Source organism: Halomonas sp. PA16-9, assembly GCF_009728585.1.
GTDB lineage: Bacteria > Pseudomonadota > Gammaproteobacteria > Pseudomonadales > Halomonadaceae > Vreelandella > Vreelandella titanicae.
In genome coordinates this window covers 340,611-355,103 of the sequence record NZ_CP040451.1, presented here as the reverse complement: position 1 = coordinate 355,103, position 14,493 = coordinate 340,611, and the positions used below count along the sequence as shown (strand labels likewise).

10 protein-coding genes and 2 pseudogenes are annotated in these 14,493 nt (G+C 54.3%); 3 read left to right on the top strand and 9 right to left on the bottom strand.

The genetic code is table 11. From position 1 onward, the window contains the following. The first annotated feature begins 29 nt into the window (after positions 1–29). Positions 30–587, top strand: a complete 558-nt coding sequence (locus FDY98_RS01660) for a hypothetical protein (RefSeq protein ID WP_027958210.1) — start codon at positions 30–32, stop codon at positions 585–587. A gap of 9 nt (positions 588–596) precedes the next feature. On the opposite strand, the gene FDY98_RS01655 is transcribed toward FDY98_RS01660, so the two are convergent. Together FDY98_RS01655 and FDY98_RS01650 are read right to left on the bottom strand one after the other, a co-directional pair. Beyond that, positions 597–2,396, bottom strand: a complete 1,800-nt coding sequence (locus FDY98_RS01655; protein ID WP_027958209.1) for a TRAP transporter permease — start codon at positions 2,394–2,396, stop codon at positions 597–599. Between the two features lie 89 nt (positions 2,397–2,485). After that, positions 2,486–3,463: a TAXI family TRAP transporter solute-binding subunit gene (locus tag FDY98_RS01650; protein WP_027958208.1), complete on the bottom strand. Its 978-nt coding sequence runs from the start codon at positions 3,461–3,463 to the stop codon at positions 2,486–2,488. Between the two features lie 449 nt (positions 3,464–3,912). Here FDY98_RS01650 and nhaD point away from each other — a divergent pair. After that, positions 3,913–5,390 (top strand): annotated as a pseudogene (nhaD, locus tag FDY98_RS01645) (sodium:proton antiporter NhaD). A gap of 94 nt (positions 5,391–5,484) precedes the next feature. Here nhaD and FDY98_RS01640 read toward each other — a convergent pair. The 5 genes from FDY98_RS01640 to FDY98_RS01620 form a co-directional block, all read right to left on the bottom strand. Beyond that, positions 5,485–7,323, bottom strand: coding sequence for a putative bifunctional diguanylate cyclase/phosphodiesterase (locus FDY98_RS01640; protein ID WP_027958207.1), 1,839 nt, complete (start codon positions 7,321–7,323; stop codon positions 5,485–5,487). 9 nt (positions 7,324–7,332) lie between these two features. Then, positions 7,333–8,004: a glutathione S-transferase gene (locus FDY98_RS01635; RefSeq protein ID WP_027958206.1), complete on the bottom strand. Its 672-nt coding sequence runs from the start codon at positions 8,002–8,004 to the stop codon at positions 7,333–7,335. A 154-nt stretch (positions 8,005–8,158) separates the two neighbouring features. After that, the gene (locus FDY98_RS01630) at positions 8,159–8,734 is read right to left on the bottom strand and encodes an antibiotic biosynthesis monooxygenase (protein ID WP_009287898.1); all 576 of its coding nucleotides are present in this window, start codon (positions 8,732–8,734) and stop codon (positions 8,159–8,161) included. Between the two features lie 127 nt (positions 8,735–8,861). Next, positions 8,862–9,167, bottom strand: a complete 306-nt coding sequence (locus FDY98_RS01625; protein ID WP_340146638.1) for a hypothetical protein — start codon at positions 9,165–9,167, stop codon at positions 8,862–8,864. Positions 9,168–9,276: 109 nt separating this feature from the next. Next, entirely contained in the window at positions 9,277–9,504 is a 228-nt protein-coding gene (locus tag FDY98_RS01620; RefSeq protein ID WP_022520746.1) for a DUF2835 family protein, read from the bottom strand. A 135-nt stretch (positions 9,505–9,639) separates the two neighbouring features. Here FDY98_RS01620 and FDY98_RS01615 point away from each other — a divergent pair, with 135 nt between their 5' ends. Then, the gene (locus FDY98_RS01615; RefSeq protein WP_027958205.1) at positions 9,640–10,281 is read left to right on the top strand and encodes a putative metalloprotease CJM1_0395 family protein; all 642 of its coding nucleotides are present in this window, start codon (positions 9,640–9,642) and stop codon (positions 10,279–10,281) included. Here FDY98_RS01615 and FDY98_RS29220 read toward each other — a convergent pair. Together FDY98_RS29220 and FDY98_RS01605 are read right to left on the bottom strand one after the other, a co-directional pair. Next, positions 10,281–11,896, bottom strand: a pseudogene (locus tag FDY98_RS29220) (GGDEF domain-containing protein); the annotation flags it as partial. The gene FDY98_RS01615 and the pseudogene FDY98_RS29220 overlap by 1 nt on opposite strands. Positions 11,897–12,318: 422 nt before the next feature. Then, entirely contained in the window at positions 12,319–14,253 is a 1,935-nt protein-coding gene (locus FDY98_RS01605) for a methyl-accepting chemotaxis protein (protein ID WP_340146637.1), read from the bottom strand. Positions 14,254–14,493: the final 240 nt, after the last annotated feature.

The following is a 14,493-nucleotide window of genomic DNA, read 5'->3' as shown; positions in this document are numbered from 1 at the left end:
TTGATTGTTTATCGTGGAGAAACGTCACCGTGCACATTGCAACCTTGGGGCCTAGTGGCAATAACCATGAACTGATTGCCAAGCGCTATCTCAGAATGCGTTGCTCAGGCGAAGGCAGCGTGACTCTGTTTAGCCAGTTTGAAGCGGCCTTTCAGGCGCTCCTCGCGGGTCATGTGAGCCACGTTCTACAGTGCACCGCCCATGCAACGCATAGCGACTGCGTGGGCCGCTATATGCATCGAGCCTATCCCGTAGACACCTTTATAGCGGGCAGCAAGCCGCTGGCGCTGATTGCCCAGCGCGACTCTGTTCGCCCCACCCAAGTAGCGCTACAATCAGCGACCCGCTACTACACCGACTTAACGGCCTATACAGAGATCATAGATGCCCCCACCACAGTGGCAGTGGCAGAAGGGCTTCTTGCGGGACGTTTTGAGGCGGGCATTTGCGCTGAAGAGGTGCTAGGCCAAGCCCCCGATCAACTGCGTTTGGTGCAATCACTGGGGCCTGCGCTGGATACCTGGGTAATGTTTGCCACCACTCCACTAGCAGCCTCTTCGCCGCTACGGTTAGACGCTGACGTTTAAACAACCGGGCTAAACCACAAAGATCAGGATAATCCCTCCCACGGCCAACGCGCTCCGCTGCCAAAGTGCTTTTCGTGCAATCACCCCGTAAGAGATCGCCCCTAAACCAATCGCCACTTTTAGCGCATACAACAAGGCGCCGGAAGGATTGAAGGCCAGTTGGATCATCTCTGGGTTGGCCACCATGGCTAGAGGAATAATATACAGCCCTATTCCTAACGCCATGGCTTTGAATGCGACTTTTAGCCAGTTCTCCCCCACCATGCCCGCAGCAATGAACACGCCGCCACACACCGGCGGCGTGATCGTCGAGAGCAGCGCGTACCAAAAGACAAAAAGGTGCGCCAGAAGCGGTTCCAAACCTAGCGAGGTCAGGGCAGGCCCGGCGACAGAGACACAAATCACATAGGCGGCGGTGGTGGGCACCTCCATGCCTAAAATCAAGCAGGCGAGCGCCGTTAGTAGCAAGGCTGGCCAGAGCATGTCGTTGGAGAGCGATAGAATGCCCGAGGTGATCTTGACGCCCAACCCTGTCAACGACAGCACGCCGACCACCAGCGAGGCACATAGAATAATGGAACCAATGACGGCAATCTGACGCCCAGCGGTGACCACTGCGTCGGATAAACGGGTGGCAAAGCCGGGGAGCGAAAAGCGCAGCGTCACGTTAAAGAAGAGCAGCGCAATGCCCGCGAAAATCGCAACACTGGCGGCGTACTGAGGGGTAAAACCGCCATTAAAGATGCGCTCTAACAGCAGCACGAAGGGGATGGCAAAAAACAGCGAGGTAATCAGCACCTCTTTCGCGTTGGGTCGCTCGCTTTCGGCCACGGGCTTTAGATCATGCCGGGTCGCATAGGCATTAATACCCACCCAGACCGTCAAAAAGTACAGCACCGCTGGAAGCATCGCCGCGGCCATGATCTGGGTATAGGGCGTGCCCGTCAGTTCCACCATCACGAATGCCCCGGCGCCCATCAGCGGCGGCATAATTTGCCCGCCGGAGGAGGCAACGGCTTCCACCGCACCCGCCAGCGAACGCGGGTAACGCAGGCGCACCATGGAGGGAATGGTAATTGCCCCAGTGGAAGCGACGTTGGCAGACGCCGAGCCGGAGATAGAGCCCATCAGCGCCGACGAAATCACCGCCACTTTAGCGGCCCCACCGGTGAGCCGCCCCGCCACCGCACTGGCTAGGTTCATAAAGCCCTGGCCCGCCTCTCCCGCATTGAGCACCGCGCCGAAAATCACAAAAATCGCCACCACACTGACGCTTACCCCCGTCAGCGAACCCCATAATCCGCCTTCGGCAATCGTGAGCGTACCCACCATACTGGCCAGCGGCAGCCCAGGGTGACCAAAAGCGCCTGGAATATATTGACCGAAGGCGCCATACATCAACGCCAACAAGGCAACCAGCGGCAGAGGCCAACCGATGGCTCGGCGCGCCGCTTCAAGCGCTAGAGCAATCAAAAACAGGCCAATCCCCATCTGTAGGTGGGTATCAATAAAGCCGTACTGGTTGGCTAGCGCAGCTTCGTTAAACGCAATATAGCCACAGGCAGCAACACCCAATACCGTCAGCAGCCAGCCGCTGACTCGCTGCGCTGGTGTATTGGCCATATAAATCAGTACCCATGGCAACAGCAGCGCCATATGCAGCGGCCGGCTGACCAGTGCAGGCGTTAAGCCATAAAAAATCAAGCCAAGATGGAATATTACACTGACCGCGCCTAACGCCATCCAGCCAGGCGCTACTGAGCGATCATCCTCAGGGCTCGACGCCTGTGAAGAGGTAAAAATACGCATGCCACACTGCCTATCAATACTGCATCAATACAGGACTGCCACAGCGCAAGCACCGTGGCAGCAAGAAGATGGATAATGGAAGAAAACGACTAGCGCAGCGCGTCAGGTACCTCGATACCCGCTTCCTCGTAGTAACGCAGCGCGCCTGGGTGAAGCGTGCCAGTCATGTTTTCCAACATATCAGGGCTAATACTGCTCCACCACGCCGCCTCTTCGGCCATGGCGTCGCGGCGCTCCCAAAACGTTTTGGTCAGCGTGTAGGCGGTGTCATCGTCCATATACGTTGTGGTGTAGGCGATCACCGGTAGCGATGTGGTTTCAACGTCTTTATCCACGCCGGGATAAGTGCCGCCGGGGATCGTTTGGCGTGGCGCTCCCGTTTGCTCGATTTGTTGGTCTGTCAGGCTAACCAAGGTCACCGGCATGCTGGCAGCTGTCTCAATCACATTGGGTGAGGGAAAGGAACTGGCGGTCACAAAGCCATCAATCTGGCCGTTTTTAAGTGCATCGGGGCCGCTGCCCATCGCTGCATCGGCAATTTTCACGCTCTCTTCCAGGCCAAACAGTTCCAGGTAACGAGCCGCTTCACGGGCGCCAAAGGTGCCTCGACCAATCAATAAGTGCTTGCCTTCCAGCGTGGAAATATCGGTCACACCGTCATCACCCGCTAATACAAAGTGCATGGTGATAGAGGGGATCGGGAACAACCCCCGGATCTCTTGAAAACGCGGATTCTGACGCTCGGCAAAGGCTCCCTCCCCACCCATGGCCTGATCGACTAACGCGGGCGGCGTGGTAAATACATAGTTGCCCTGGCGAGCCATGACTTCCATCACGTTCTGTACCGAACCCTGGCTTTCTTCCAGGGTAAGGATGATAGCGTCATCGGTTCCCTGGCGAATCGCTTCTGAGAGTTCTACGCCCATTTGATAATAAGCGGTACCCGCTGAAGCCGATTTATAGGTCACACGCGTTTCTGCGTGGGCGGAGAAGGCGGCACTTGTCAGCACTAACGTAGTAGCCGAGACGAAAAGCGTGCGGTGTAGGGAGCGAAAGGGATTGCGCATCGTTATATTCCTCAACGTATCCAGCGGCCACTTCTAATCGGCCTCGTTTTATCTTACCCAGTTGTTATATGACCAAGCTGAGAGCGTGGTGCGCATTAAAATAGCACGACTGCCCTCGGACAGGCACTCTCCGCGGTCGCCCTCCCCATGCCCTCCAGGGTGTTTTATTGACATCTAATATTAGCTTAAAAAGATATAAATTCTGAATCTTTTTCAACAATGCTATGCGTCAATAGTATAATTCTTAAACCGCTATTAACTTTTTTATAAAACTATTACTGCACGATTTACCATTACCTAAAAGATTAATTTCCTAAAAAAAGATGCTATTACCTTAAGAAGAACTACTTCCGTTCGTTTTAATAAGGTATTGCGGCGCAATATAGACTGATAAAATGAGGCCGCTTTTATACCACTCCTGACAACTTAACCATGAGGAAGAACGTCACATGCCTACGTTGTGCCAACCCTCTTGCCAGCCTCGATTATATCGTCGCTGGCTTTTTTGTTAGCGGCCTTACTATTAGGCGTAAGTCCCAGTGCATTTGCAGTGACCGGTGAACTAGATCTAACCACCTCTACCGTTGGCTTTTTTGCTGTTGCGATTTTCGTCCTGGCGTATGCATTAGTCATGGCGGAAGAAAAGATCCATATGCGCAAGTCTAAACCGGTGTTGGTGGCAGCCGGTATCATCTGGAGCCTCATCGGCTGGGTGTATGTCCAAAACGGCATGTCGGACGCGTCTGAGTACGCTTTCCGCGTCACGCTGTTGGAGTTCACCGAGCTGATGCTGTTCTTGCTGGTGGCCATGACCTATATCAATGCCATGGAAGAGCGTCGGGTCTTCGATGCATTGCGTTCCTGGATGCTGCGTAAAGGCTTTAACTACCGAACCCTTTTTTGGCTGACCGGCGGTCTCGCCTTTGTGTTATCCCCCATTGCCGACAACCTTACCACCGCACTCTTGATGTGCGCGGTGGTGACCAAGGTGGCCGAAGGCAACCAGCGCTATATCAACCTGGCCTGTATCAATATCGTGGTGGCCGCCAACGCGGGGGGTGCGTTTAGTCCCTTTGGCGATATCACCACTCTAATGGTATGGCAAGCGGGCATGGTGGAGTTCCAGGAGTTCTTTATTCTGTTCTTCCCCGCCCTGGTCAACTTCCTGATTCCTGCCTCTATCATGAGCCTGTTTATCAAGGATGAAAAGCCCGCAAGTGTTTATGAAGATGTGTGGATGAAGCGTGGCGCCCGGCGCATTGTGCTACTGTTTTTATTGACGATCGTGACCGCCGTACTGTGTCACGTTGTGCTCCACCTACCGCCGGTGTTGGGCATGATGACCGGCCTGGGCTACTTGCAGTTCTTTGGTTACTACCTGCGCCGCAGCCTGCCGCGTTCGCTGGAGCGCAAGCGCGAGCGTTATAGCCGGCAAGGGGACAACCGCAAGCTGGAGCAGTTGGGTAGCGTGGTGCCGTTTGACGTCTTCAACCGCGTAGCGCGGGCCGAGTGGGATACATTGCTGTTCTTCTACGGCGTCGTTATGTGCGTTGGCGGGCTGGGTTTTATGGGCTATCTCGGCTTGCTTTCAGAAGCGCTGTATACCGGCTGGAACGCCACCGCGGCCAACATTGTATTAGGCGTTGTTTCTGCTGTGGTGGACAACATCCCCGTGATGTTTGCGGTGCTGACCATGGAGCCTGATATGTCCCATGGCCAGTGGCTACTGATTACCTTAACCGCTGGCGTCGGGGGCAGCCTACTATCGATAGGCTCCGCGGCCGGTGTGGCGGTTATGGGTCAGGCAAGGGGTTCCTATACTTTTATGGGCCACTTGCGCTGGTCGCCGGTTATTCTGCTCGGCTACATCGCCAGTATTCTGGTGCATATGTGGCTCAACGCTGAGAGCTTTACGCTCTTCAGCTAAGCCCGATCAAAAGAGAAATAGATGGCACTATTTCTTTTCCTTGTATCTCTTTACCCCTTTTCAGCGTGCTGGAAAGGGGTTTTGGTATAGCCGTTTAATAGCTTTCGAAAAGATACTCAATGGGTGTCGGGCGGCCAAATAGATAGCCCTGATAGCGGTAACAGCCGTGGCCTCTTAGCCAATCGAACTGCTCTTTTTTCTCCACTCCTTCCGCGACCACGGTTAAGCCTAAACTTACCGCAAGTAGAATCGTGGTATCGACAATCGCTGCGTCTGTCTTATCGGTCAGCAGCTCGCGAATAAACGATTGGTCAATTTTCAATTCATCCAGCGGTAAGCGCTTCAGGTAACTCAGCGATGAGTAACCGGTACCAAAGTCATCCAACGCAAAGCGAATCCCCCTAGCACGCAGTTTCAACATCGTGCTACGCACCCTCACCGGCTCGTGCATCAACAGGCTCTCGGTGACTTCAAGCACCAAGCGGTTCGGCGGCGCCAGGGTTTCTGCTAATAGCTCTTCAACATCACGTACAAACTCCGGCTGCTGAAACTGCACTGAACTCACGTTGACGGAAATACTTAACGGCGCATAGGCCGGTTGATGAGACCATTTCGCTAGCTGCTCGCAAGCTGACCGCAGCACCCAGTAACCGATCGGCACAATCAACCGATTCTCTTCCGCAAGCGGGATAAACGTTGCGGGGGATACCCAGCCACGCTGAGGATGATACCACCGCAGCAGCGCTTCAACGCCGGTAGTCACGCCCTGATGGTCGACCTGCACTTGGTAATGCAGCGCCAGCTCGTTGCGCTTGAGCGCCTGATGCAAATCGGCTTCTAAACTGGCCCGTTCCAATACGCTGGTCTGCATTTCGCTGTTAAAAAAGCGCAGCGTATTGCCGCCCGCGCTTTTCGCCTGCTGCAACGCCATATCTGCCTGTTGCAGCACGCTATCCATACTGTACTCGCCAGCTCCCGTAAACAGCGAAATGCCAATGCTGGCACTGATTGGTAACGAGTGACTGCTTCTTAATTGCGCAATGACTTCCAGCAGTTGCCGCCCCACACGCTCGGCTTTTAGTGCGGCGTCTTTTTGTTCCTCGCCCAGGTGCTTGATCAGCACCACAAACTCATCGCTACTGAAGCGGGCTAGCGTTACCTCTTCATCAAGCCGCTGGCGTAGCTGTTCAGCCACGCTGACCAAAAGCTGGTCACCACTCTCATGGCCCTGAATATCATTCACTAAGCGAAAATTATCCAGGTCAATCACCAGTACCGCACTGAAAAATATAGTCCACTCATCATGATCAATGGTAGCCGTTAAGGAGTCCATCAGTAGCCGCCGATTGGGCAGCCCGGTTAGCGAGTCATAGAAGGCTAGGTAGTGGGTGCGTGACTGCATTTCGAGGTAGTCAGTCAGCTCGGTCGAAATACCGCACAGGGAGGGAGGTGCGCCTGGGGACATGGAAAGCGGCATTTTAATCGATAAGAACGTTCTTACCTGGCTTTCACCCCGCAAAACGTTGCTCTCTTCTACCGTTACTTTTTTCCCCGAATCTAATACGTTGCGATCAACCTGGTTGATTTCCGCAGCGCTCCCGGCATCAAAAAACGCCGCATCGCGCTTACCGATAATTTTGTCGGCAGGCAGGCCAAATAGATCGCTCATGCGACGATTAACGTATTGATACTCCAAGCTTGGGGATTTGATATAGATAAAGGCATCGACGCTATCCAGAATAGTCGCCAGCATCTCTTTATTGGATTGCAGTAACGCCCGGTTATGCTGCATGCGCCGCTTGAGCAACAGGTTGCCCAGCAGCGCCAAAAGAAGGAACACAAGCAGCAAGGCGATGCCCCATCGCCCCAAGTAGCTGTCAATGCTGCGCAGAAGCTCCGCCGGAAGAGCTGCAGACGAGGCAAAATAGTACATAGTGGCTGTTCACTGGCCAGGCATGGTCAGCGGGCCCGCCCGCTCGACCACTCGCTGCCAGGCAGCGTCTTTTTCAATACGTGACACAAACGCAGCGATGGCAGGATACTTTTCCAACGACTGCACGGCGGCCATGGCCTGTAACGGGAAACTCATTTGAATATCAGCACCACTGGGCCACGGCCCGGCAAAATTACCCTGCGCCAACAAGTGCTGGTTTATGAAGTTCAGGTGCTGTTTAAGCTGCGGTGCTAAGAAGCGCTTGCTTACCGTATCGCTAATTCCCTTAGCCAGTGGCTTAATCAGCCAGGGCGACTGTTTGGGAATTTGACTAAACACAAGCTGCATCACCAGCAGCGGCATTAATGACCCTTCGGCATAGTGCAACCAGTAGCGGTAGTCCACCCACGCACTCATATCACCGATGGGAGGCTGACAGCGCCCCTGCCCATAGCGTTGAACAAGGTAATCTATGATGGCGCCTGATTCGGCCACGGTAAAATCGCCGTCGGTAATCACCGGAGATTTACCCAGCGGGTGAATTTTTTTCAGCGAATCTGGCGCTTGCTGGGTTTTGCCATCGCGTTGGTAAACCACCAACTCGTAGTCCAGTTCAAGGGCTTCAAGTAGCCACAGGATGCGATGCGAACGAGACTTTTCCAGATGGTGAACGTGGATCATAAACACTCCGTGGGGCTGAGTCGCGCGCCAGCATTGCACTGGCGACACGTATTCCTTTTCTAATGGCACATTTAGCTTAGTACCATAAAGCCCATCATCATAGGAGCATTAGTATCAACGCAACGTCAAAATTAATGCTTATTAATTAGGTGCGTTATAAACGGTGCGCATGGCGCCAACGCGCCAGCAGATCCAGCGGTGACCACTTACCTTGCAGCCAGGGCGCTAGTAAACGCATAGAGAGCGGAATAAACACAAATACCATCACTGGCGTCAGCATTAGGGTACTCACCACCACCCGCGGCAGCAACGCCCAATCGGCCAATACGCCGCCGAACACAAACTGAAAGATCAGCGAGATAGGAAAGAAAGCCAGCCAGACAGCCACGGCCTGCTTCCAGCGCGGCGGTGCACTGCTGCCGGTTTGAAACCACGCATCCAACCCGGTGGCCCGGTGCTCATGGGGCGCCTCATATAAGCCTTTACCACGCGCCAACCACGCATGCCGTGAAGCGGAGTGCTCCCAAGCGGCTAAGGTCTCGCTGCTGCTAAAGCGGAATATAATCTGGTATTCATCGTCATCAGCCGGTGGCGACAGTACGCCAGAACCGAGGTAGCCAGCGAAGTCGGCCGCCAGTTCGCGCCCTTCATTAAGCCAACGATTAAAATCGGCGTAGCGGCCGTGCTCAACGCGACGAGCCACCATCAACGTGACGGGTGAGGCAGACATGGTATATCTCCTAATGTGTCTACAGCCAGCGCCGGGTAGGCAGGCTGTTTGCTTTCAAGGGGATAACCCTGAAAGTCCAATTGGCACATTATACAAGCAATGTTGATGCCATGTGATGAATGATGCGCTATACCCGTTGGCGCGACATGGATTCGCGCCCAGGCACAGGGTGGGGGCGCTCGCCGCGTTGAAAGGCGCATACATGAACATAGATATCCACAGCGCTGCGAATGGCATCGGCCTCTTGGGCGTCGGGCTCTACTACCGGGCCGGTATACTCACCTTCGCTACGCAGCACAGCCTCTAACTCGGTGCGGTAACGGTCGAGCAGGTGCTCCAGGTTGATGCGTATACGATGAACTTCCAGACCAAACGCTTGGCGTTGATCGGTGCGTTTAAGGATGTCCAAAGGATTTGAAGCGGCTTCGATCAAGCTTTCTAACGTAGCGAAAACTAACTTTTCAGCACTGTTTAAATTAGGGATAATGGAATAAATGAGGTCATTTAAAGTGATCGGTGTTCCATGGCGGTGCATAGGCGGTTCAACGTCCGGTTAAGGGGTCAATGCTAATAAATCGGCCCTGCTCAGAAAAACTTAATCGATAAATACCGCGCACACCGTCCCGGCCCACCACCCGCCGAATTGCTTCGGCGGGAAATATCACCCAACGGCCATCTACGCTGCGGGTTCGCACGTTGGCGATACGCCCTTCGTAATGGGCTAGACATTCATCATAATTAAGATTAATGACCACATCAATGGTTTGCATAGGGCAGGGATAGACTTGGCATAGGCTGGCATCGTGTCAGAAAAGTGTTGGCATCGCACAGCGCAAACTTGCACTGTCGGCGTTGCTCGCTAATACTTCATGGTATCCCAACTCGTACTTAGTCGGTAATGACCTATGGCCGTTTCTTCCATTAGCACTGTTTCTCACGCTGCCGGGACGTACCCTTCAGCGAATACAATGTCCCCGCGCGTTGAGCAAGCCGCTAAAGGCAGTGCTCTAGCAGAAGATACGGCGTCTACCGACGACCCAAAAACGACTAGTGCTAGTGAAGAGAGCAGCAGTGCCGAGGCTGGCCCCAAACGGGCTGACGGTACGCCCATGGCGCCGGATGAGATTCGGCTACTAGACCAGCTTAAACAGAACGACCGCGAAGTTCGCCAGCACGAGATGGCGCACCAAACCGTGGGCGGTGCCTATGCAGGCGGCGCCAGCTACGAGTATGAAGTTGGCCCCGATGGCAAGCGCTACGCGGTCGCGGGAGAAGTACCGATCGATTATGGCCCGGTACCCAATGACCCCCAAGCCACTATCGAAAAAATGCAAACCGTGATCGCCGCAGCCATGGCGCCTGCAGATCCCTCTCCCAAAGATCATCAAGTGGCTGCCCAAGCGCGTCAGTACTTGTTGGAAGCCAAGCTCGAAGCGTCCATGCAGCGCAGTGAAATGGAGCAAGCCCGCAGCAACGGCGCCGAGGCAACTTCTTCTGCTGATGAATCAGCCGCTAACGAGCAACCTTCAGAGGAACAAGCCGCTTAATTGTCCGCTAGCGCAAGAGAGCTCCACTCTTCACGGCTAGGCCAATTTGCCAACCAGGTAGGTAATGCCTCGGCGGGCATAGGCCGCGCAATACCATAGCCTTGGGCTAAATCGCAGCCTAGCGCCATCAAGGCTTTGGCATGGTCTAAGGTTTCTACCCCCTCTGCCAGCATGGGCCGCTTAAAGCGATTAGCCATGTAAATGACGCTTTCCACAATCGCCATATCATCCTGATCGGTGAGCATATCGCGGACAAAGCTCTGATCAATTTTGATCAGGCTGACCGGCAACTGCCGCAGATGGGTTAACGACGAAAACCCGGTGCCAAAATCATCAATAGCAAAACTCACCCCCAGCGACTGGCAGCGCGCCATATTTTGCAGCGCAGCCTGGATATCGTGCATTGCGGCGCTCTCCAGCACTTCGAGCTTGAGCATTACGGGCGGTACATCAGGGTAGCGTGCCAATAACTCGCCAAGCCGCTGGCTAAAATCACTCACTAACAGATGCGTAGGGCTTATATTCACATTGATCGGCAGCGCGATGCCCTGAACTTGCCACTCACTCAACTGACGCAGCGCTCGTTCAATGACCCACTCGCCAAGATCCACCTCCAACGGCGTGGTATCGATGATGGGTAAAAACTGCCCAGGTGCCAGCAGCCCATCTTCAGGGTGCTGCCAACGAATCAGCGCCTCTAGACCGACCACTTTGCCACTGCGCATATCGACCTGGGGCTGATAGTAAAGGCACAGCTCATTGTGAGTGAGGGCATCAATAAAACGCTGGCGCTGCTCATGGCGCACCTGCAGCAAGCGGTCATGGTTAGGGTCAAACAGGTGGAACGTGTCGCGGCCACGCTGTTTGGCACGATACATGGCCTGATTGGCATGCCGCAGCAGCACATCGCCCTGAACGTGGTCATTAGGGTAGAGCGTAACCCCCAGGCTCGCCGTCAGATGAACACTCTGGCCCTCAATCATCATCGGTTGTCGAATGGAGCCCAGCAACTTCTCGAAAAAGTCATCGTCGACACCGTGGTGCAGTAACAGCACGAACTCATCGCCACCCACCCGCGCCAGCACGTCATCGCCAAACAGCAGATGGCTGATGCGCTGTGAAAAAAAGACAGCAGCGCATCGCCTACGGAGGGACCCAGCCGGTCATTAATATTTTTGAAGAAGTCGATATCCAGCGAACACACCGCCAAGGGGAGCTGCTTGGCTTCTGCATGCTGCATGGACTCTTGAATCAACTGCGTCAGCAGTTGCAGGTTGGGTAGCCCCGTGAGGGCATCAAAGTAGACTTCTCGATTAAGGTGGCGGGCATGGGCCGGAATGGCCGAAAGATCTGCGAGCACAATCACATGGTGATCGATCTCGCCGTGCTCATTGCGCACACGATTGATCGACATCATGCCGGGATAAAACTGCCCATCGTGACTACGGTAGCTCACCTGGCTTTTGCTACGGTCACGCAACTGCAGCTCTTCCCGCATCAACCGCGTGGTGCGGCTATCGTCCAGCGGTAAAATGCTGAACGCTTCTGGTGTTTTGCCCTGTACATCGCCCTGCGTAATCCCCGTTAATTCACAAAAAGCGGGGTTCACCTCCACCACCCGATTTTCCGCATCAGTAATAATGATCGCTTCGTTGGCGTAACTAAATACCGATTCAGCGGGTGACGCCGAATGGCTTACGGATGCCGTTGGCATCACGTTCGAGCGGGGCAGTGAAGGCGCTGGCTGGGAGTGCTGTTGAGACAAAGACTGTTCCTTCGATAAATTCAAGGATTCATACATATGTCTTTGCTCTCCTCGTCGTTTTTATAGAGCCGTCGCTAAATAGGTTCGTTGTTATATAGAGCCGTTATTAGGTCAATAGAACCGTTATTATGAAGACAGTAGTACTGCTAGGCATAATAACACCCTATGACGGCGAAGGTACTTTGCACTACAAAGTACCTTATCGGCTGACGAGGTAATTAGTTAAAGAGTTTGCTCAATATAATGGCAGGTAAGCTACGCGGGAGAGAGGGCTAAACGCTGGGTGCCAACGCCGTATCGCGTACTTGGTAATCGCTCACTTTGCGGGTCATATCATCGGCCTGATCATCAAGGGAGCGGCTCGCCGCGGCCATTTCCTCAACCAATGCAGCGTTTTGCTGGGTCACCTCCTCTAACTGGGCCATGGCACGGTTAATTTGCTCAATACCCGCCGACTGCTCATGGGTAGCCGACGCCATTTCATCCATCAGGCTTGCCATTTGCCCTACCCGTTGAGCAATCCGCCCCAGAGTTTCATTGGTGGTAGTCACCAGGCTTTCGCCTTCTGAAATTTTTGTCACATTATTATCGATCAATTGACGAATCTGGCTGGCCTCCTGGGCGCTGCGGCTAGCCAATTTGCGTACTTCATCGGCAACCACTGCAAAACCGCGCCCATGCTCACCGGCTCTCGCCGCTTCAACCGAGGCATTAAGCGCCAGCAAATTGGTTTGGAAAGCGATGTTATCGATAGTCGCCACAATGCTAGTTACCTGCTCGTTGGCTTGCAGGATAAGCTGCATGGCTGTTTGGGCTTGAGAAGCGACTGCGGTGGCTTCTTTTGCCTCTTGAGCCACCTCCCCAGTCATCTGCTGGGCTTGCTGCGCGTTTTCAGCACTCTGCCGCACCGTGGCGGTAATCTGCTCCATGCTCGACGCGGTTTGCACCAGCGAGGCGGACTGCTCTTCGGTTCGCTGGGCAAGGTCTTGATTACCCTGCGCCATCTGATTGCTGGCCACCGCCACCGACTGCGCATTGCGCTTAACGTCAGCGACCAGCGCTTCGGTAACTTCCGACGATTCATTAAACGCCTGATATAGCTTTGATAACTCATCGCTACCCGGCACCACTAAGCGCTGTGTTAAATCGCTACCCCGGGTCGCGATACTGGTTAGCGCTTGGTTAAGCGATTGGGTAATGACGCGTACGATCAATACGGCAGCGACAATCGCCATCAAGCTGGCCACGAGCGCAATTACCGCATACTGCCAAAGTGCCTGTTGGGCCGACTCACGCAGCGCGACAGTCTGGGCCACCACTGTATCTGCCACGCTATCCTCTAACGCTTTAAGGCGGGCAATTTTCACCGTTTGCCACTCAAACCACTGTTCCGGGTCGACACCATAACCGCCGGCTTGCGCTTGACTGATCGCCAATTCGCGCCGAGCCAAGAGACGCTCGATCTCTGCACCGCTCAATGCCTGGTCAAGCTGGTCGCGGCTTTCATCTCCAGCCAACAGGCGGAAGCTTGTCAAGAATGCCTGTTCCTCGCCCAGCAAGGACAAGAAACGGCGTAACGTAGCGTCGGGCATGCCGTCGCTGGCGAAGGCATTGGAAAGCAGAGCCCGCTCAATCCCCGCTAAATCTTTGGCTTCCAGCAGTTGGTAGTAGGCACTTAGCTGGCGAGCAATACCCCCTTCGCTGGTGAGATGCGACAGCGTACCCACAAAGGCCATTAGTTGGCCGTTGATGCCAGTGTAGTGGCTTAACGCATCGCCCATGGCAATATCCAGGTCATCGACACGTTTGCGCAAGGCTGCCTGGCGCTGCCACTGGGCGTCGATTTCGTTGAGTCGTTGCTGGGCAGCAGGCGTTAACAGCGCTGAATCCAAGGCATCACGCTGAGTTTGGAAAGCCTGCACAGCGGCGTCGGTGTTGGGTCGCTGCTCACGTAGTCGGTTGCCAAATGCTTCGCCTTCGCTGCCCAAAAAACCAGCGGTCATGCCCCGTTCAAGCTGCATTTGGTGCACGGCGTCACCGGCACGCTGGGCCAGTTGGGTCAAGGCGTGAAGACGATCAAACTCCTGCACCGTCTCGCGCCGTTCCATAATGCCCTGCGCAGCAAACCAAGCCAGGGCAAGCAAGGGAAGCAGCAATACACAGACAAATTTAAACCGCATCGACATGCGGTTAACGATAGTTTTCATAGCTTAGCCTCAAACAGATAGCGTCGTTGGGGAGGTAAGCGGCGTGCTCGATTATTATTGTCCGCATCAGCTGACGCGTTTAGCTAAGTCTGCCGCACTTTGCCGTTTAGTGAAATACGATTAATTTTAGTGGATAAAATAACGACAAGCGGCGCGAGTATAGGGCGTTTGGGGAACTCTATATTGATTCAAATCATAAAGTCTGGCGAATTTTCAGGCCTAACAAGCGGCTGAATTGAG

Bases quoted from the DNA above. Each gene is read 5' to 3' on its own strand.
- FDY98_RS01635 (WP_027958206.1), bottom strand. From the start codon at position 8,004: ATGATCCACGTTCACCATCTGGAAAAGTCTCGTTCGCATCGCATCCTG.
- FDY98_RS01615 (WP_027958205.1), top strand. From the start codon at position 9,640: ATGGCCGTTTCTTCCATTAGCACTGTTTCTCACGCTGCCGGGACGTAC.
- FDY98_RS01650 (WP_027958208.1), bottom strand. From the start codon at position 3,463: ATGCGCAATCCCTTTCGCTCCCTACACCGCACGCTTTTCGTCTCGGCT.
- FDY98_RS01640 (WP_027958207.1), bottom strand. From the start codon at position 7,323: ATGTACTATTTTGCCTCGTCTGCAGCTCTTCCGGCGGAGCTTCTGCGC.
- FDY98_RS01605 (WP_340146637.1), bottom strand. From the start codon at position 14,253: ATGAAAACTATCGTTAACCGCATGTCGATGCGGTTTAAATTTGTCTGT.
- FDY98_RS01620 (WP_022520746.1), bottom strand. From the start codon at position 9,504: ATGCAAACCATTGATGTGGTCATTAATCTTAATTATGATGAATGTCTA.
- FDY98_RS01630 (WP_009287898.1), bottom strand. From the start codon at position 8,734: ATGTCTGCCTCACCCGTCACGTTGATGGTGGCTCGTCGCGTTGAGCAC.
- FDY98_RS01655 (WP_027958209.1), bottom strand. From the start codon at position 2,396: ATGCGTATTTTTACCTCTTCACAGGCGTCGAGCCCTGAGGATGATCGC.